The sequence below is a fragment of the Marinilabilia salmonicolor JCM 21150 genome, assembly GCF_000259075.1.
Taxonomy (GTDB): domain Bacteria; phylum Bacteroidota; class Bacteroidia; order Bacteroidales; family Marinilabiliaceae; genus Marinilabilia; species Marinilabilia salmonicolor.
Genome location: NZ_AJKI01000044.1, coordinates 47782 through 69984, shown reverse-complemented (window position 1 = coordinate 69984; position 22203 = coordinate 47782). Strand labels below are relative to the sequence as shown.

General features: G+C 45.3%; 10 protein-coding genes. All 10 read left to right on the top strand.

Translation table 11 applies throughout. The annotated features are described in order from the left end of the window. Positions 1 to 45: 45 nt before the first annotated feature. A complete protein-coding gene (locus W7W_RS0118295) occupies positions 46 to 5559 on the top strand; it encodes a Calx-beta domain-containing protein (RefSeq protein ID WP_010665108.1) in 5514 nt (1837 codons plus the stop codon). Positions 5560 to 5576: 17 nt separating this feature from the next. Continuing rightward, positions 5577 to 6527: a PorP/SprF family type IX secretion system membrane protein gene (locus tag W7W_RS0118290; RefSeq protein WP_010665107.1), complete on the top strand. Its 951-nt coding sequence runs from the start codon at positions 5577 to 5579 to the stop codon at positions 6525 to 6527. Positions 6528 to 6556: 29 nt separating this feature from the next. Further along, positions 6557 to 8416, top strand: coding sequence for a carboxypeptidase regulatory-like domain-containing protein (locus W7W_RS22500; protein WP_010665106.1), 1860 nt, complete (start codon positions 6557 to 6559; stop codon positions 8414 to 8416). 328 nt (positions 8417 to 8744) lie between these two features. Then, a complete protein-coding gene (locus tag W7W_RS0118280; protein WP_010665105.1) occupies positions 8745 to 9665 on the top strand; it encodes a mechanosensitive ion channel family protein in 921 nt (306 codons plus the stop codon). 396 nt (positions 9666 to 10061) lie between these two features. Beyond that, the gene (locus W7W_RS0118275; protein WP_010665104.1) at positions 10062 to 14852 is read left to right on the top strand and encodes a T9SS type B sorting domain-containing protein; all 4791 of its coding nucleotides are present in this window, start codon (positions 10062 to 10064) and stop codon (positions 14850 to 14852) included. A 180-nt stretch (positions 14853 to 15032) separates the two neighbouring features. After that, positions 15033 to 16073: a PorP/SprF family type IX secretion system membrane protein gene (locus W7W_RS0118265; RefSeq protein ID WP_010665103.1), complete on the top strand. Its 1041-nt coding sequence runs from the start codon at positions 15033 to 15035 to the stop codon at positions 16071 to 16073. A 121-nt stretch (positions 16074 to 16194) separates the two neighbouring features. Continuing rightward, positions 16195 to 17151: a T9SS C-terminal target domain-containing protein gene (locus tag W7W_RS0118260; protein WP_010665102.1), complete on the top strand. Its 957-nt coding sequence runs from the start codon at positions 16195 to 16197 to the stop codon at positions 17149 to 17151. A 21-nt stretch (positions 17152 to 17172) separates the two neighbouring features. Further along, complete coding sequence (locus tag W7W_RS0118255; RefSeq protein WP_234408595.1) at positions 17173 to 18165, top strand: PorP/SprF family type IX secretion system membrane protein; 993 nt, start codon at positions 17173 to 17175, stop codon at positions 18163 to 18165. A gap of 71 nt (positions 18166 to 18236) precedes the next feature. Beyond that, entirely contained in the window at positions 18237 to 20366 is a 2130-nt protein-coding gene (gene glgX, locus W7W_RS0118250) for a glycogen debranching protein GlgX (RefSeq protein ID WP_010665100.1), read from the top strand. Between the two features lie 17 nt (positions 20367 to 20383). Continuing rightward, a complete protein-coding gene (gene treZ / locus W7W_RS0118245; RefSeq protein ID WP_010665099.1) occupies positions 20384 to 22201 on the top strand; it encodes a malto-oligosyltrehalose trehalohydrolase in 1818 nt (605 codons plus the stop codon). Positions 22202 to 22203: the final 2 nt, after the last annotated feature.

Sequence of the window (22203 nt, the reverse complement as noted above, 5' to 3'; positions counted from 1 at the left end):
CCATAGTGTTTATTCCTTTCCCATTTCTCTTAAATCAGAATCACTATGGGCCAAAAATACGTTGTTATCGTTATCCTTTTTGCGTGGGTCTATCTTCTTTTCGAAACCCCACTTTCTGCTCAAAACATCTCTCTTGAACAGGCGGGGAGTCCTTTTGCCGAAGAAGGGGGAACTGCAAGCATCATTGCCAGGACGGATCTGATCGATAATGTCAATGACATCATTGTTAATATAGATTTTTCGGGCGACGCAGTTGTCGGCACCGATTTTTCCACAGAAGCGAACTTCATCACCATATCCGCAGGTAATGAAACCGGATCCATCACCCTCACCGGACTGACAGACAATATTTATGAAGGATCTGAAACGCTGACCGCAACAATCACCAGTGTCTCGGGAGGAACAGCAAGCACAGGTAGTCCCGATTTTATCAGTCTCGATATTTACGACGATGAGGATCTTCCGGAAGTCACCATCTTGGCATCACCAACAACGGTGGGTGAAGATGTGGGAACTGTAGATCTGACAGTCGAACTAAGTAACCCATCAGCCCAAACCATCACACTTGATCTTGGTGTCACCGAAGGTACTGTTGTAGCAGAAGATTACAATTTCCCCAACAACCAGGTCACATTTACCTCTCCGTCCATCTCAGAGATTACCTCAATTGAAATTACTGATGACCTGATTTATGAACTTTCCGAAACGCTGACCGTGGGCATCAGCGATGTTAGTGCAGGAGAAATAAACAGTGGAGCTACATCTCCTTTAACCCTGACCATTGAAGACAATGAGGCTATCCCGGAAGTTAACCTGCCGACAACCACCGCTTCTATCGAAGAGGATCAAAGCATTAACATCACAGGAACCATTTCTCCGGCAACTTATGAAGAGGTCACCATAAGTCTATCCGTTAACAACGGGACAGCTTCTGATGATGACTACACTTTCTCTGACCAAGTGGTATCAATCCCTGCGGGAGAAACTCAGTTTCAATTCAGCATTGCTGCAGTAGATGACTTGCTCTCAGAACCTACCGAAACATTCTCTGTGGAAATCACCGGCATCGAAAATGGAGTAGCCACCGAGGGGCCCAACACAGTCCAGAATATGGAAATCATCGACATCAATGGACCGCCCTCCATTAGTATGGCAGCCTCCGCTCCTTCCATTTTAGAAGGTGGGGGAACCTCAACCATCACCGTATCTGTAGATCCCCCATCATCGGAAATAGTCACCGTAAATATTGGTGCATCGGGAGGAACAGCCTCCACTTCGGATTATACTCTCTCAGCAACAAATATTTCTTTTGATCCAGAAGAGACATCGCAAGAGGTAATCCTGACCGGGAGAGATGACAACATTTATGAAGACACCGAAACGCTTACCATTGAACTCAGCGATCCCACAGGTGGTGGAGCAATAATCGGTTCTCCTGGCACTCTCGATTTTGAAATCACCGATGATGAAAGTGCGCCCCAAATCACCCTGTCGGCTGATCCGACCACTTTCATGGAAGGATCCGGAACCACCATTACCGTTTCCTTGAGTGCGGAAGATACTGAAGAAGTATCAGTCACTCTGGACACAACCAATGGAACAGCATCAGAGGGTGATTATTCCTTTACAAACGACCCCGTTGTTTTTGCTGCGGGAGAAACGGAACAAACAGTCACAATCTCGGCAATTTCTGACGGAATTTCGGAGCCCGATGAGACTTTTTCCATCGGAATAACAGACGTTAACGGCGGAAGTGCATATTACAATAGTCCGGAAGCTGAAGAACTCACCATCACTGACAACGATGGAACACCCACCATCAGCATGACAGCATCAGATGCTTCCTTTTCAGAAAATGCCGGAACCTCAACCATCACCGTATCAGTAAATCCACCTTCTTCGGAAGTAATCGCGGTGAACATCGGTCCATCTGGTGGAACAGCATCCGGATCAGATTATTCCCTCTCAACAAACATGATCTCCTTTGCGGCCAACCAGGCATCACAAACAGTTACCCTGACAGGAACAGACGACAACATTTATGAGGGCACAGAGACCCTTTCCCTTCAACTCAGCGATCCCACTGGAGGCGGGGCAGTCATTGGAACGCCCAATGTCCTCGACTTTGAAATCATCGATGATGAAAGTATCCCCGAACTGTCTCTTTCTGCCAGCGAAAACTCCTTCGCCGAAAACGCAAGCACCACCATCACCGCAACCCTTTCGAATCCTTCAACCCAGGATATTGTAGTCCATCTTCAGGTCAACAATCAAAATGCAGAACCGGAAGACTATACCGTGTCAGCCAATCCTGTGACCATCGAAGCCGGCAACACCACCGCTACCACCATAATCTCGGGGGTGGAAGATAATTTCTATGAAGGCAATGAGCATTTGAATGTTTCCATCTCACACACATCCGGCGGATCTGTGGATACAGGCAGCAACACGCCTTTAACGCTCACCATCACAGACAACCAAACCCCGCCCTTGGTTTCACTATCGACATCTACGTCAGGCATCACGGAAGGTGGAAGTTCCACCGTCACTGCCACCTTATCCAACCCCACTTTTGAGGATGTAACCGTCTCTCTCTCCTATTCAGGCGATGCCACCCGGGGAGAAGATTATTCGCTCAGTTCAACAAACATTGTCATCCCTGCCTTTTCATCATCGGCATCAATCACACTTTCAGGCATAGATGACAATATCTATGAAACAACAGAAAACATATATGTATCCATATCAGCGGTTTCGGGTGGATCAGCTTCTGAAAACGGTACCCAACAACAAACCATCGTGCTCTCAGACAATGACAGCGCACCACTCGTTACCCTGAGTGCCTCTCCCTTGTCCATTTCAGAGAATGGCAATACAACACTTACCATTGCACTGAGCAATCCGACTTTCGAGAATGTTCTGGTCAATCTGGAAGCTTCCACTTCCGATGCCTCAGAAAATGACTATATCCTCTCAGCCACATCTGTGACCATTCCGGCCGGAAGTGAAAATGCAACAACCACCCTGGAGGGCATTCCTGATAATATTTTTGAAGGAGATGAGGCGGTTGTCGTGAGCATCTCCGGAACAGGAGGCGGTGGGGCTTCCATTGACAACCCTCACGAGGTGACCATCACTATTGAAGACGCCCAGAACATTCCTACGGTTTCTCTCTCTTTCACTGGCACACCTTTTTCGGAAAATGGCGGGACAGCATCCCTGATTGCGCAACTGAGCCATGCCAGTTATCAGACGGTTACGGTAAATCTTGCTTATTCCGGAACGGCAAGCGCTTCTGATTATTCCGGAGAACAAGCACAAATAGTCATTCCGACCGGGAATCTCTCCCAAAGCATCAGCATTGCAGGAGTCAATGATCTTACCGCCGAAGGAGACGAAACCATTGTAGTAACGATCTCCTCGGTCGAAAATGCTATAGAAAATGGCATTCAGGAAGTGTCTGCCACCATACTCGACGACGATGTCCCGGGTATCAGACCAACCATTTTTGATGCAAATACAATTACCTCCGAAAATGGATTGTCAGACTCGTTTACAATTCAGCTCAACACCCAACCATCTTCCAACGTAGTAGTGGAAATAACCGGACTGGACAATTCGGAAGGAGCTTTAAGCACCACCGAAATCACTTTTACCCCTCAAAATTGGAATGAAGCACAGTTAATTACCATAACAGGAGTTGACGACAACGAAGTAGATGGCAACATTACCTATACACTCACACTGACCGTGGATGATACTCAGTCCGATGCAGCCTACCACGGCATTGAAACAACAGTGGAGGTCACCAACAACGACAATGACAGTGCCGGGTTCGACCTGAACATCACCAACTCACATACACAAACCAATGAATCGGGAACCCGCGATGTTTTCACAGTTGTATTGCTGAGTCAGCCCACTTCCAATGTTGTTTTTGCCATTTCGGGGCTGGACGAAACCGAAGGCGCTTTAAGTAGTTCAGAACTCACCTTTACTTCCCAGAATTGGAATACTCAACAAACAGTTACCATCACTGGTGTGGATGACGATGAAGTGGATGGCAATATTAATTATACACTTACCGTAGCGGTGGTCGATGAACAATCGGATGCCACCTACCACGGTCAGAGTGAGACACTCCTGGTAACCAATATAGATGACGATCTGGCCGGGTTGGTAGTCTCGACAACCAACGAAACACTTACAACTGACGAAACAGGAACAAGCAGCTCTTTTGAAGTCTCCTTAAGCAGCCGTCCGGCTTCCGAAGTGGTCATTTCCATCTCCGGATTGGACACATCCGAAGGAAGCCTGGACAAAGAACAGCTCATCTTTACCACGGACAGCTGGAGCCAGCCACAAACAGTTACCCTCACAGGACAGGATGATTTCCTGGTGGATGGAGATATCAGTTTCACCCTTTTGCTGACTGTGGAGAACAGTCTTTCCTCCCCGGACTATCATGACCTAACCAGCGAATTATCCGCCACCAACACAGATGATGATGAAGCTGCCATAGTGATAACCCTCACCAATGATGAAATCCGAACCTCGGAAAACGGAGACTCGGACAGCTTCACCATTCGCCTCAACAGTCAGCCCCTCAGTCAGGTGGTCATAAATATTTCAGGAATCGATGCCTCCGAAGGAACGCTGAGCACGAACGAGCTCATCTTTTCTGATGAAAACTGGGACACAGAACAAACGGTAACAGTTACCGGTGTGGATGATGAGATTGTGGATGGAAACATTCAATACACCCTTACACTGACCGTTGATTCTGACAATTCGGATGGTTCGTACAGAGATATTTCCTCCTTAATCGAAGTTCTGAATGCCGACAATGATGAAGAAGTCAGCAACCACGCCCCGCAACCCGGAGATGACGCCTATGAAATGCTTCGTTACGACACGCTGGAAGGAAGCTCCCTGCTGAACAATGACATTGACCCAGACAACGATTCATTCATCATTGAAACCACCCCCACCATATTTCCTCAAAATGGAACGATAACCATTTTCAACAACGGCACCTTTATTTACAGGCCTAATCCGGAATTTACCGGCATCGATTCCTTTGAATACGGAATATGCGACAATGGAAACCCAACCCTTTGTGCTACTGCAACAGTCACCATTACAGTAAACGACCGGTTTATGGATCCGGCGGGCGACACTGATGGAGATGGCATTCCCGATATGACTGAAGGGGATGGCGATTGCAACAATGACGGTTATCCGGACTGGATTGACCCGGATGGCTGCTATGAAGAGTTTCAGGTTACACAGGGGTTTTCTCCCAACGGTGACGGCCATAATGATGAACTCACGCTGGGAGCTTTTAAGGATTATGATCGTGTGGGTATTGTGATTTTCAGCCGCTGGGGAGAGATTGTATATGAAAACAACCACTTCCGAAACGGTGACTCCTGGGATGGCACTGCATCCTCAGGATTTAATAAAGGGGAAAAAGTCCCCTCAGGAACCTATTATTATGTCATAACCATCTACGACATCAACAAAAAAGTGAACGGATACTTTTATATCGCGAAATAATAAAGAAATACACAATCATGCGGCCAGTAAAAATAGTTATTCACAAACAAGTGCACCTATGGTTGTTCCTGTTTCTAGCAGGGATATCAAGTGTGGCATCGGCACAGCAGGAACCTCAATACACCCAGTACATGTTCAACACTATGGGAGTGAACCCTGCCTATACCGGCACACGCGATGCGCTTAGTGCCACGCTGCTCTCGCGGCATCAATGGGCAGGGATGGACGGAGCTCCGCGCACCTATGATTTTTCCGTTCATACCCCCCTCAACAAATACAACATGGGAGTAGGCTTTTCAGTAATATCAGACAATTATGGACCTGTAAAGAACCTGTTCTTTAACATCAACTATGCTTATCGGATCAAGCTTTCTCAAAGCACAATACTCTCCATGGGGATAAAGGGCAGTTTGTTTAATTATCATGTCAACCTGAGCAGTCTTAACACAGACGTTGCTGACCCCGCTTTTGAGCAGGATTTGGAACAGAAGTTCAAACCCGGTTTCGGTGCAGGAATCTATCTCTATTCCGACAAATTCTATGCAGGAATCTCAGCGCCAAGGCTCCTGGAAACAGATCTAAACGGCAACCAGACCACCACCGGCACAATCACGGAATTGAAACGTCATTATTATTTTATGACAGGAGTCGTTCTGGGGAATAAGGACTCATTCAGATTCAAACCCTCCCTGATTACGCGAGTGGTGGAAGGCGCCCCCTTCTCCGCAGAAATCACCGGTCAGTTTTTATTCAACCAAATGGTATGGGCGGGTGCCTCCTTCCGCACGAATCAGGCAATTGCAATGCTGGCAGGAGTCAGAATTTCACCACAATTAATGGTGGGTTACTCCTTCGACTTCCCTGTTTCCCAATTAAAACCATTCGACAACGGAGCCCACGAAGTGGTTATCAGTTATGATTTTAAAGAATTCACGAAAGAAAAGCTGGTTTCACCAAGATATTTTTAAATTTAAAACTCAACAACTAATAAGCTCTGATGTACAGAACTCTTTTCATAACATTCTTCTTCATCTTTCTTACAGCTCTTTACGGACAAAGCCGGGAAAGCTTTCAACACATTATACCCTCTTCTAAAAAATCAGAGAAAGCCATTCGTGCATTTAACGATATGGCTTACCCCAGCGCCATAGAAATCTTTGAAGATCTGCTCAGAGAAGGAACCCTCAACGCTCAGGAAAAAGGACTTCTCGCCGTCACCTATTATCGCCTGAACGAACCTGTAAAGGCCGCCTATATTTTCACTCTGATTGGAGAGGAGAAACTCTCCGGCGAATTTCTTTATACTTATGCCAGGGTTTTGCAATCACTGGAAAAATATCGTTCTGCCGAACGCATCATGAAACGGTATGCCCAGGAGAATCCGGATGACACAAGAGCCCGGGAACAAATCAACACCCTGAAGTTTGTGCAGGCTGCCACCGCCATCAAACGCTATGAGATAAGCCCTCTTGAGATTAACAGTTCTAATTCCGATTTTGGCCCATTCTGGAGCAATGAAACTTTGTTTTTTGCATCCGACAGAGCAATGGAAACGGTCATCAAACGTCGGACTGCCCGTGATCACAAACCCTACCTCAACGTCTTTAAATCTGTGAAACAGGGACAGACATTTTCCCACCCCGACCCCCTTTTCCCAAAACTCAAATCCATATTTCACGACGGTCCTTTGTGTTTTAATGCTGATGGCACAGAAATATTCCTCACGCGCAATACTTTTCACTCCGTATTTAAACAGAAAGGAAATGACAATTACAACCGGTTGATGATTGTTCATTTCTCCCGCAACGCAGAGGGTAAATGGGACTCCCCTACAGAATTGCCGATAAACGAACCCGAATCTTCAAGCGGCCATCCGTTTCTGACACAGAACGGCAAACGACTCTGGTTCACCTCCAACCGGGAAGGGGGATTCGGAGGCAGTGACATCTGGTATGCCGATCGATCATCCGATGGCTGGCATAATCCGGTAAATGCCGGGAAGGAGATCAACACCGAAGGAAATGAGATGTTCCCCTTTGAAGATAACAACGGCATCCTGTATTTTTCTTCCGATGGTCACCTCGGAATGGGTGGTCTGGATCTTTTTATGGCAAAAAATACTGACGGGAAGTATGTCACGAGAAACATGGGACACCCCATTAATTCAGGGAAAGATGATTTTTCCATTTATGTAAACAATGATGGCCGGACAGGCTTTTTTGCTTCGAACCGTCCGGGCGGTCAGGGAGATGACGACCTGTACCGGTTTTCGGTTATTAAACCGGTTTCATTCGAAGAAGACGCTTCTCAATTAAACGAAGAGGCTCAAAATCAATTAAAACTCAGAGTGGTTGACCAGGAATCCGAAAATCCGGTGGAAGGAGTTATTGCCGGAGTGTTGGATAACCGCGGGCAATACCTCGGGGAAGCAGTATCTGAAGAAAATGGCGAATTCGTCATAAATGGATGGACAAAAGGAGATATTACCATCATGGCAGCAGCAGAATTCTATTACCCGTATGAAAAAACGCTACCGGTTTCCGAAAGTCCGTTAATTATCAGATTAAGTCCCATCCCCCTTTATGGTATTTATGGCCAGGTTACACGGTCCGACAATGGCTCTCCTCTTTCTGACGTTACCATTACCGTGTCATCTGCATCGCGCGATACAAAAACGTTCACTACTGATTATGAAGGCAGGTTTCGGATCAGGCTCCATCCCTATTCCAACTACCAGCTTGAATTCAGCAGGACCGGCTTCTCCTCGATTCAGACCGATTATTCTACTTTTTCCAAAAGCACAGGGTATCTGAATCTGAATCTTACTGTCCCATTAAAAATGAAGCCTGCTTTTTAACCTACCTTACACATAAGACAGGCTATTGCTTAAAGACCTTTGGCCTTTTAAAAACACAGCAACATTATGTATTCCTTATAAAATGAAAAAGCCTCGCTTTCTGGAGGACTGATCTATTCAAAAATTAAAAAATATATGGATTTAGTTCAGACTACTCCCCGCTTAGGCAAAGTTAAACTTTTAGAGAAAGTTTTTAATGAGCCTTAGTCGCTGCCGCAGGCAGGGATTCTTTATGAATAATCCGAATTAGATTAAACACCACAAAAGACAGTAGAACTGTTTTTATCTTTCCGGGTGTTTTGTATTTTTATAGCAAAACATAAATATTATGAACGAATTATTTACATCCGCCTTTTGGTCAAAATTACTGGAAAGCTCCATCGACTGGGCCATCAATGAACTACCCGGCTTGATTATTCTTATCATAGCCCTGACAGTAATGCTTCGAGTGGTAACCTTCTCGGTTTCCCGCTTAAAAAAGATTCTTCTTAAAAGGGCAGCCAATGACCAGTCAACAGATTCATTGGAGACAGAAAAAAGGATTAACACACTTACCGGAATTATTCTTGGAGCAGTACGGATAATATTGTTTACCGTCTTTATTATAATGATGCTGAGCAAATTCAGCATCGATGTGGGCCCTCTGATTGCAAGTGCCGGAATACTCGGGTTGGCAATTGGCTTTGGCGCTCAGGAACTGGTGCGCGATTACATTTCCGGATTCTTTATGCTGCTTGAAGACCAGATTCGTACCGGTGATGTTGCCATCATCAACGGCACCGGAGGCCTGGTAGAAAAAATAGAGCTGCGCACCATTTCGCTCAGAGACTTCAACGGTACCGTCCACATTTTTCAGAATGGAAAAATAAGTACACTGGCCAACATGACCAAAGAATGGTCAGCAATGGTATTCGATATTGGTGTAGCCTACAAAGAAGATGTGGATCAGGTGATGCAAATTATGAAGGACGTAGGAGATGATTTGCAAAACGACCCGGAATTTGGAACCAACATCCTTGAACCCATCGAGATTTTCGGGCTGGATAAATTTGCCGACAGTGCTCTTGTCATCAAAGCACGACTCAAAACCCGCCCCATTACCCAATGGAGTACGGGCCGTGAATACCGGAGAAGGCTTAAAATTGCATTTGACAAGCAAAACATCGAAATACCATTCCCACACACCACTGTTTACTGGGGCGAGGAGATCAATCCGCTTAAATTGTCTGTGGATCAAAAAGGAAAATAAATCCTTTTTGCTTAACCTGGTTTATTGTCAAAACCCAGGGCGTCGCCCTGGGCTTTTGCTCTCAGAATTTCAGCCTTTCATTCCCCAATTTGATTAAACATTCATTTTTCTCCGTTAACCTCCATGCACTTCCCGTAAGAATATTTCACACTTTCGAATTTGTATTGTTTTTTTTCTATTTTTGCTAGTCCTAATTATTCCTGCTGAAAACCAAAACATTTCAAAAAAAGTTACGTATAAACTTTTAAGAGTTTTATTCTGTAACTTTTTTTAACCCTATCCCTTAACCTGAATACATAAATTATGTATGTTACTTTCTTCTTGTATTATCAGGAAGGAAGATTTTTTGTACAATTAAAATTGATTGTATTATTTGACCATTAAAGCTACCCCGTAATGAGAAACTCTACAACCCGTTTTTTCTTTTTTGTGGCATTGCTCACTCTTTTTGCAACAAGCAAATCCTACGCTCAGGTGGGACAGGATTTTTGGTTCGTTGCACCGGAAGTGACCGTTAATCACGGAGATGATCCGGTGGTTTTCAGAATTACAGCTTTTGACCAACCAGCCTATGTGGAGATATTTCTGGGAACGGATCAGACCAACCCCATCGCTCAGTTCACAGTCCCGGCGAACTCACAATTCACCTACGAAGGGCCTAACAACCAAACATTTAAAGATCTAATTGAAAACAAGCCGTATAATCAGATCAACGATATGGGAATTCATATCGTTTCAGATCAGGACATTTCGGTTTATTACGAGGTTACCGACACAAACAACCCGGATAAATTCACGCTTAAAGGTGATAATGCATTAGGGACCGAGTTTTTTGTACCTTCCCAGGACGAATTCTACAACCATCACTTTTCCACTCCTGCAAGAGAGCGGATTGACATTGTGGCCACTGAAGACGACACCGAAATTACCATCAACCTTACCGGTGACGTCAATGGACATTCGGCCGGTGAAACCATCACAGTAACATTAGACCGTGGACAAACTTATTCTATTTGGGCTTCGGGGGAGGATGAAGCGGATCAACTGGGAGGAACTTATATTGCATCGAACCATCCCATTGCAGTAACAATATCCGATGACTCTATTCAAAGAGACGGAACCGGACCTCACGATTTAATCGGAGACCAACTCATACCCACGGATGTCATCGGGACTGAATACATCGCAATGAACACCATGTACGGACAGATGGACCAAAGAAATTCCTGGACTCCGGAGGAACCTATCAAAACAGATCAAAAGATATACATTTTAGCCACAGAAGACGACACAAACATAGAACTTAACAATAGTGGAGGTGTTGACATTACACTGGACAAAGGAGAGTCCTATTCCCTTGATATTGCCATAGATGAGAATGCTGTACACATCAATAGTGACAAACCCGTTTACGTTTACCATGTCACGGGTATCCCCGACAGGTGGGAACCACATGTCCCGGACGGCAAAGAGTTAGGTAGTGCTATCCTACCCCCTATCACCTGCACCGGATCAACAAGAATCTCTTTTACCAGAGTTCTGGAAGAACGTTTTTGGGTTCAGATAATGACCAAAGATTCGAACAAGGATAGTTTTACGCTAGAGGATAACAAAGGTGCTGAGGTTACCGGATATTTTGACGACCCAACGGTAGTTAACTGGGTTACCGTTCCCGGAACTGAGACTTTTTCTGACCCCTGGGTTACAACTGTAATAAAAATGGGAGACGGAACCGTTGGTCTTTCCACAACAAACCCATACACAATAAGTAATCCCGGTCTTTTCCACATGAGTATCCTGGATGAAAACAACAGCAGTATGAGCTTCGGTTATTTCTCCAGTTTTAGCTCCTTAAGAATCAAAGGCCCGGATATCTTCTGTGCAAGCGATGGAAGCATTACATTGGAAACACAGGAACCCATGAATGATTACGAATGGGTTCATTATGTAGATGAATTTACCACCGAGAATTTGGGGAACACCCCTTCAATCGTTGTGGAGGAGCCCGGAATCTATGGACTCACTGCATCATCTGCCATCGACCCGCAATGTGTTCTGCAAGATGTCATAGAAATTCAGTCTGTTACCCCGGATTTCACGATTGAAGGAGACACTGTTTTATGCCCGGGCGAGCCCATTGAATTTGAAGTTGTAGCAGAAGAAGACTACATCTATACCTGGCCCGACGGAAGCACAGGAACCACCTATACCATTCCGGAAGGGCTGGAAGCCGATGAAGAGATAGAAATTGCACTGACAGCAACCTATGAAATATCTGCCGACAATGATGTGTGTACCACCACAGATATCACAACCGTTAAAGCCCGTACCATTCCGGTAGTAGAATGGAATGTTGAAGCGGATGCCATTTGTCTTGGGGACACCTTAAAAGCAGAAATTATTTCCGGAGAAGACTTAATTCTTGAATACCAGTGGTATCTTGATGGCACACTTGTAGAAAATTACAACGAACCCTACATTGTCCCAACACAGTCGGGAGTCGAATACTCTCTGACAGTAGTTACCAAAGAGCAGTGTGATGTGAATAAAACGAAACAACTTACCGTTCATGCACTGCCCGACATTGACATTACTGATGCAGCAGTTTGCCCTGGAGCATCACATACTTTCACATTAGATGCCGGCTATACCGACTACATCTGGCAGGGAGCTGGTCGCGAAAACACCCTTTCTCAAACCCATGAACTCATAATGAATCAGACCGACTCAGTCTATATTCGGGTTGAAGATGCCAATGGATGTGTCAATAGAGACAGTGCCTTTTTTGAAGTTTACAACGAACAGGTATTCTCTTTTGGCGCAGACACCAGTGTTTGTATCGGCAACTCCATAGACATTGAGATTCATGACAATTTCACCAATTATCAGTGGGAATTTGAAGGAACTCCCCTGACAACGAGCCCGGATCACATATATTCTATAGGCACTGCTGATAACTCTCATGATGGGACTTACACCATCACTGCCATCGACGAAAACGGATGTAACGTGTCGGGATCCTTTAATCTGGATGTGCAGGATGTTCCCCCCATCGGTATCGATACAGAAGCCAACCTTTGTGAAGGAGAAGGAAACATGATAAAAATCGGGGTTGAAAATCCGCTTTATACTTCTTTCGAATGGGTGGAAGTCGGTGATCCCTCAGGAACAGTACTGAGCTCCGAAAACTACCTGCTTGTCTCCGATGCCGGAACATATCAGCTAACTGCCACACAGGACAATGGGTGCTCCAATTCCGCCACAACAGTAGTAAGTACATGGACAAAACCCACCTTTGACATCCCTGATGAAACCTTCTGTCCAAATGAAGATGTTCACTTGGCATTGGATGAATCAGCACATGGCTGGTTTTCGCCACAAACCGATCCGGCAGATCAAGCCCCACGAGATTACAAATGGTACACGCGTAACGAAAATGACGAGTTGGTTGAATATTCCACCGAAACAGATTTGGGAGATGCCCAACCGGGAAATCCTGAGGCAGGAGTCTATTTCCTGGAAGTACATGATGCCGTTTGTAAATTCATCGACGAAGTGGAAATCTCCTACCATGAACTGACAGACGTAGAGCTGAAGAATGACGAATTCTGCGACAATGAATCCTTTACGTTGCAAAAGCCTGCATCATTAAGTGTTGACACTTATTTTTGGAGTCAGAATGGGACCACCAATGAAGGAGATCCAGATTCAGACTGGGCTGTAACAGATGAAGGAGATTACACCCTTAATATTACGGACCACAATGGCTGCACCAACAAGGGAACAATGACCCTCAGCCACCTGCCGGCGCCTAAATTCGTGCTGGGAGCCGACGACGACAAATGTTTGTATGACACCCTGATGGTAATGACCGAACCCTCTTTCACCCGCTACGAGTGGAATGGAAATTCAGACGATGGTCAAACCAATGTCTTTAAAACCGAGGCAGCAGGTCTTAATCTAACATTCTCACTTCAGATATGGGATGAAAACGGATGTACTGCTACCGAAACTGCCAATATTGATGTATTTGAATTGCCGATTGTTGATCTGGGCCCAAACAGGCAAGAATGTCCCGGCCATGAGATTACTCTTTCGGTTGCTCCATTTAAAGAAATCTACTGGAACTCTTACCAACAGAATGTTACTTCCATCACTGTTGGCAATGGGAAACACAAAGTTAAAGTAGTGGACGACAACGGTTGTATTTCGGAAGATTCCATGACCTTTACCTGGCGAAAGTTGCCCAATGTGAACCTGGGCCCAGATGAGTTTATCTGCCCGGTGGATTACCCTGTGCAGATAGAAGCAGAGGAAGGATTTAATGACTATACCTGGCACAACGGCGAAAAAGGGCGGTTTATTACGGCTGACCTGGTAGATACCCTTAATACAGTGTATGTGATTGATGAATTCGGATGTATTGGCTGGGATACAAAAGTAGTGGATTTATTAGGCTATCCGGGATATACCCTGGGTAATGACACCACTGCCTGCGATTCTGATGAACTGATAATAGACGCAGGTGCCGAACGTATTTCTGAATACTCCGGAGAACAGACCATCACGCCATTCATTGATTACAACTGGAACACCGGCAATCAGGAGCAGACACAGGAAATTACCGAACCCGGCGATTACTGGGTAGAAATATTTGACGGTTGCTTCTATTTGCGTGACACCATTCATGTGGATTATTACCCGTCTCCCGAAATCACCAGACTCGATACATTGTATTATGCCCAGGTGAGTGTATTTGCTGACAACGGCACAAGTCCTTATCAGTTTGCCATTGACAACGAAAACCGCCTGCAGGATGAAAACACCTTTAAAAACATTCAGAATGGTGAGCATACCGTATATGTGGAGGACAAAAACGGATGTACCGCGTTGAAGGTATTCAGTCTCAACTCCACTTACGACATCGATGTCCCCAACTTTTTCACACCCAACAACGATGGATTCAATGACAACTGGATTATTGATGGTATTGAACGGTTGCCGGATTCGGAAATTTTCATCTACGACAGATATGGAAAACTATTACGGAAATTTAAAGCTTCCGAATCCATTTCCTGGGACGGTGAATACCAAAATAAACCATTGCCATCTGATGATTACTGGTATGTAATACACCTGCAACCGGTTGACAAACTAATCAAAGGAAACGTAACCATCAAAAGATAAAAACAGACAAAAGGGCTGTCCAAAAAGTATAAAACACAAAAATAGGGTCATGTTGAGCGTAGTCGAAACATCTGTTTATCAAACGAAAAGATTCTTCGACAAGCTCAGAATGACATTAAATTTGGACTTTTGGGACAGCCTCTCAGTAAAAAACCCTCACTACCCCAAAAAACCATATTAATGAGAAAACTAGTTTTATCCCTCTGCCTCCTGATCATAAGCCTTAACGCCCTGGGACAGAATTATTTTATAACCAATCAGTACGCATACGATTTATTTCTGGTAAATCCTGCAGATGCCGGAAACAACAGTGAGTGTATTACCTTTAACGGATTTTACCAGAAGCAGTGGTTTGGGGTTGACCTGGCGCCCACCACTCAGTTATTTGCTTTTCAGGCACCTCTGATGAACAATCTTGGCTCCGGAACCTATGTCTTCAACGACAGAAACGGGAATTATAATCGGATGGGGCTTCAGCAATCTTTTTCTGTGGAAATCAAGCTTCGTGAAAACAGAAATGGTTTCACCTCACTTCACTTTGGTCTCTCTGCCATCATCAACCACACCTCGCTGGACTATGGTAATTTCACCGACGGGGCAGCACTGGACCCTGTAATTTCGGGAACCGGAGAAAGCGGAACCGGTTTTAACGCCAACACCGGAATGATGCTTGAAGTAAACAACTATCATATTGGCGTTGCCATCTCGGAACTTTTCGCTCAAAACAACCCCATGTATCAATCGGAATGGGAACCTCAGACAGGCCCCGTCATACACGCACATGCAGGGACCTCATGGAAAGTCCCGGATCGTGACGTTTACATCGAACCCCTTTTGTATTACAGAAGAGACGCAAACGCCCATACCCGTTTTGACGCAAACCTCAAGCTTTATATGCCCACCCCCGATCCAAATTTCGCCCTTTGGGGAATTTTGGCTTACCGCAGGTCAATGGATGGACAGTTAGGACGGGATTTAGGATTTGGAACCACCATAGGTATCGATTACCGGAGCTTTTCTTTTGGTGTGGAACATCAATTGGGACTTACCTCTGCTCAAAAACAATTCGGAAGTGCCTTGCTGCTGGTGGCAGGATACCGGATTTGTTCGGATAAGAGTAAGCGGGCAATGCCTTGTACTCAAAAAGACGCCATCATAAAAGCAGCACAAAGAGATAAAAACAGGGGACTGAAAGGCATCAAAGATGCTACTGCCAAATAAGGTGTTCGAAACAACATATTCAACCGAACCTGAGACAAACTTACATTTTTCAAGGAAAAAATGTAAGTTTGTTGGCTTTTATGCGTTATACACTATTACAAGCGTTGCGAAAAATTAGCTCATGAAACGTTCAGCTAAATACACCATATTAATTCTCCTTTTCACTCTTGGCCATAGTGCCCTTGCCCGTTTTAGTGAGTCTTCATCAGAAGACCAAAACCGGGAAAGCCAGGGTGTTTCCGTCGTTGCCAACAACGATGTCATCTCCATGAATGAAAACTCTACATCGGTTGCCAATGTTACAAACAATGATTACGGTCTGCAAAACGGAATCAGTCAGCTTACCATTTCTTCTCAACCCAGAAACGGAGTTGCCAGGGTCTTAGATGATAACACCATCTCCTATACTCCCAATGAAAGTTTTCATGGAACCGACCGGCTGATTTACCGTGTCTGCAATACGGAGGGAAGTTGTGATGAAGCAGAAGTAAATATTGTAGTAGCTGATGTGGATTACACGCCAAAACTATTTAACGACACAGTCATTTACTACACCGACAGCAGTTCGGTATTTAAAGTATTGATTAATGACCAGGATCTTTACGACAAGCCTCTGAATATGACAATCGTTCAGGATCTGAACAAAGGTTTTTCTGAAATTACCGATCAAATGAGTATAAAACTAACATTCACCAGCTATTTTTATACAACAGACTCTTTAATTTACCAGATTTGTGACAATGACGGGGATTGTGATCAGGCCACACTTTTTGTGAAGCCTCCCCGCGAAACCAATCAGCCTTATGTAATCCCAGAAGCCTTTTCTCCAAATGGAGACGGTTTCAATGATACATTCTGGATTCCGCAATACGATTATTACCAAAATCTCTCTTTCATTGTCTTCACTCGCAACGGGATTAAAGTATTTGAAGATTCCAATTACCAAAACAACTGGAACGGATTTGCCAATATTGGAGAATTAAAAGGGAAACTGGTCCCCAAAGGAATCTATTTTTATGTACTGACGGTAACAGGAAGTTCAGAGACAACAAAAGGAAGTGTTTATATCAGCTATTAAATTTAAGCAAAAGCATAGTGAATGATGAGAAAAGTGCGCAGTTTTGTTATACTCTTATTTTTTATCTGGCAAGGCCTCTCTACAGGACTCTTGTCACAGCAGAGTGCACTCTTAACTCAATACATGGACAACCCTCTCCTGCTCAATCCCGCATTTGCCGGCAACCGCAATTCTCTGGCTGTAGATGTATTGTCGCGTCAGCAATGGATTGGCATTGAAGGAGCGCCTGCAACCTATTATGCCGGCATCCACCTCCCATTCAACCATTCTTCTGCCAGTGCCGGAGCAACCATTCTCAGTGAACATACCGGCCCCCTGATGTACAATAAACTTACGCTTGATTACAGTTACCTTTTAAGAACCTCACGCCGCTCATTCCTCTCTTTGGGGCTACGTGCAGGAGTTGATCATTTCAACCTCAACTACAGCCAACTACCCGTGATTGATTTCAATGACCCTGAATTTTCAGCGAATATAGAAAACCAGATTCGCCCATCTTTCGGAGCCGGACTGGTATATATCAGACCCTCCTTTTACCTGTCCGCCTCGCTGCCGCATTTTTCCTTCGCCTCCGTTCCGTGGGCTTCCGAAGAAGCTTCCGAATTTGAAACCCATTACAATCTGCTTTTTAGCGGAGGTTACCACATCGCGGTAACGCGGGATCTCAGTCTTAAACTTGCCGGAATGCATTATATGGTTCCCGATGAAATATCTTCCACTGATGTCAGTTTAATAATCAGTCATGAAGAGGGTCTTCGCGGAGGAATCACCCACCGGCTGCAACAATCATTCGGAATAATACTGGGTATGCAGATCACCGACGAGATAGGGGTAGCCTATTCCTACGAACTCCCGGTCTCAATGGATCCCATCGTGAAAAGAGGTGTACATGAGTTGTCACTCTCTTTCGACTTCACCAAACACATAATCCCAAACAGAAACAGACGCTTCCTTCACCGCAAGAAAAAAGAGAAAGAACAGGACGAGGAGATGAACTCCATCCGTTACTTCTGATTTTAACCTGATTTGCTATTGATAAAACCCGTTTTTTAATGTAATATGCCAGATAAAACATCAGGTATATTATGTCAGAAAAACAAACAGCATGGCCGGGTAAACCATATCCTTTAGGAGCCATATATGACGGAAAAGGTGTAAACTTTGCTCTCTTCTCCGACAACGCACACGGAGTAGAATTGTGCCTGTTTGATAAGCATGGAAAAGAGACCCGCATAAAAGTCAATGAACGCACCCACAACCACTGGCACATTTATCTGCCCGATATAAAACCGGGTCAACGATACGGCTACCGCGTTCACGGCCCCTACGAACCTGAAAAAGGAGTCCGCTTTAACGCATCCAAACTACTTTTAGATCCTTATGCCAAAGCCATTGACGGCACCATAGACTGGAACGAAGCGCTTTACGGATATCAATTCGGGGCTGAAGACGAGGACCTCTCCTTCAATGATGCCGACAGCGCCCCGTTCGTCCCAAAATGTGTGGTAATTGAAGACACCTTCGACTGGAACGGAGACCAACGACTGGACATTCCCCAGCATGAGACCATTATTTATGAGATGCACGTCAAAGGCTTCTCCAAAATGGCCCCTGACATCCCGGATACCTTTAAAGGGACCTATGCCGGCCTGGCCCATCCCAAGAGCATCGAATACCTTAAAAAACTGGGGGTCAATACCGTTGAACTCATGCCGGTTCATCAGTTTGTTTCCGATCACAGGTTACAGAAGATGGGCCTGAACAATTACTGGGGATACAACACCATCGGTTTTTTTGCTCCCGATGTCCGGTACGCTTCTTCCGGAACTGACGGAGGTCAGGTGACAGAGTTCAAACAAATGGTCAAAAACCTCCACAAGGCAGGCATTGAAGTAATCCTCGATGTAGTTTACAACCATACCGCCGAGGGCAATCACATGGGTCCTACCCTCTGCTTTCGCGGAATAGACAACCTGGCCTACTACCGTCTTTCGGAAGAAGATCCCCGTTTTTGTGTGGATTACACCGGAACAGGAAACACTCTGAATACCGTTCATCCCACCATCCTGCGACTCATCATGGACAGTCTGCGTTATTGGGTTAACGAGATGCATGTGGACGGCTTCCGCTTTGATCTCGCTCCGGTATTGGCACGTGAATTCGACGATGTCGATAAATGGGGCTCTTTCTTTGATGTGCTGCATCAGGATCCGGTGCTGTCGCAAGTGAAGCTGATTGCCGAACCATGGGATCTGGGCGAAGACGGATTTCAGGTAGGCAATTTCCCCGCCGGATGGATGGAGTGGAATGCCAAATACCGCGACTGTATGCGCGAATTTTGGAAAGGAGATGATGAAATGCTGCCCGAGTTTGCCAACCGCATTACCGGCAGCTCTGATCTCTATTTCGACAACTGGCGTACCCCCACGGCAAGCATTAACTTCATTACAGCTCATGACGGATTCACGCTGCTCGACCTGGTCTCTTACAATCAGAAACACAATGAAGCCAACGGAGAAGACAATAACGACGGAGAGGACCACAACAGGTCTTGGAATCACGGAGTGGAAGGGCCTACCAATGATGAAGGAATAAACCAACTAAGAAAGCAGCAGGTACGCAATTTCCTGGCCACACTTTTCCTTTCGCAGGGAGTTCCGATGCTTGTTTCCGGTGATGAACTGGGGCGTACGCAACAGGGAAACAACAACGCCTATTGTCAGGACAATGAATTGTCATGGATTAACTGGCCCCAAAAGGATGCTCAACTGATTGAATTCACCGCAAAACTCATTCATTTCCGAAAAAAACACCCGGCATTCTGCCGTCGAAAATGGTTTAAGTATCAACCCATCAAAGGTAAAGACGTCACCGATATCGAATGGTTTACCATCGAAGGTGAAGAGATGAGTGAAGAACATTGGGACTCTTCCTTTGCCAAATCACTGGGGGTCTTTCTCTCCGGGCACGGCATCAGGTCCGTATCCCCAAAAGGAGAACCTGAAGTAGATGACAGCTTTTACATCATGTTCAACTCTTACCATGAATCTCTGCCATTCAGGCTTCCTGATGAAAAATGGGGAAAAAAGTGGAAAAGAATCATGGACACCTTCGATTCTTCATTGGATGAAAACGGAATTGGGGATTCTGTTCCGGCAGCACAGGAAATTGAAATTCAGGGAAGATCAATTGTTTTATTAAAAGCAGAAAAATAATTCAAACCGATTCGTCTATGACGATTAATCAGTTCAGCCAACGTCCGGGCATCAGCCTAAACCGGGACGGAAAAACAGCTTCAGCCCTGGTGTGGGCTCCCTTTGCAGAGACAGTTCTCATCGAAAAAAACTCAACCACAAAGATTGCGCTGTCTCAAAGCACGGGAGGGTATTGGGAAGGACATGAACTCGCGCTGGCTGCTGGTGATCGTTACCAAATCATTTTAGAAAACGAAACCTTCCCAGATCCTGCCTCCCTATCACAACCCGACGGGGTTCATTCCCCGTCAGAAGTCATTGACCTTTACCGATACCAATGGACCGACCAAAACTGGTCAGGCATAATGCCGGAACAACTCATTATCTATGAGTTACATGTCGGAACGTTCAGCAAAAAAGGTACTTTCGAAGGAATTCTCCCACACCTTGACCGGCTCAAAACCCTGGGAGTAAACGCTATTGAACTGATGCCTGTTGCACAATTTTCGGGCACCCGAAACTGGGGATATGATGGAGTTTTCCCCTTTGCGGTACAAAACTCTTACGGTGGAGCCGGAACGCTGCAACACCTGGTAGATGAATGTCACAAACGGGGGATTGCCGTAATTCTGGATGTGGTTTACAACCATTTGGGACCGGAAGGAAACCATCTGCAAAAATTCGGACCTTACTTCACCACAAAGTATAAAACACCCTGGGGCGAAGCACTCAACTTCGATGATGCATACAGTGATGGGGTTCGTCACTTTTTCCTGGAAAATGCACAGATGTGGCTGCGCGATTTTCACATCGACGGACTCCGGATGGATGCGGTGCATGCCATCAAAGATTTAGGCGCACACCATTTTTTGGCCGAGTTAAAACAAAACTTACAAAACCTGAATATTGCAGACGACCGGAATCATTTTCTCATTGCCGAATGCGATCTCAACGATGTGCGCTACATCAATCCTTTCAAAAAAGGCGGATACAATCTTGATGCCCAGTGGTGCGATGAGTTCCACCATGCGCTGCACGCCCTCACAACCGGTGAAGAAAACGGATACTACAGCGACTTTGGCGGCACAGGAACTTTGGAAAAGAGTTACAACCATGCCTTTGTTTATGATGGCATTTACTCTCCGCACCGGAAAAAAATTTTTGGCAGCAGTACCAAAGGACAGCCGGGGTACAGATTTGTAGTCTTTGCCCAAAACCATGATCAGACCGGAAACCGTATGATGGGAGAAAGACTCACTCAACTGGTAAGTTTTGAAATGCAGAAACTTATTGCAGCAGCTTACATGCTGTCTCCCTTTACCCCCATGTTATTTATGGGTGAGGAATACGGCGAGCACCACCCGTTTCTGTATTTTGTGAGTCATTCCGACCCGGAACTGATTCTAAATGTTCAGAAGGGGCGGAAAAAAGAATTTAAAGATTTCATGACAGAAAAAGAGCCTCCTGATCCACAATCAGAAGAGACTTTCAAAAAATCAATACTCACACCTCCGGAAAAATGGAACGTCGCACAACAAAAACTTTATGATTGGTACCGCTTTTTAATTCATTTCCGAAAAGAGCAGCCCGTTTGGCAGGGTGATGCCCGAAAACATTTCAAAGCCGAAACCATCAGCAGCAAACTCATAAAGCTAACTTATCGAAATGCGGCAACCACCATGGTCTGTTTCGGGAACTTTAGCAAGGAGGCGGCATCAGTCCGACAGTCCGGAAAAATCATTGAAAGTTCGGCATCGGAAAAATATGGCGGATTTGCCAAATCCTCAGCATTGCAAGCTGACTCCGGTCGTGTAAATCTGCCACCCGAATCATTCACCATCTTTGAAATCTCCTGACA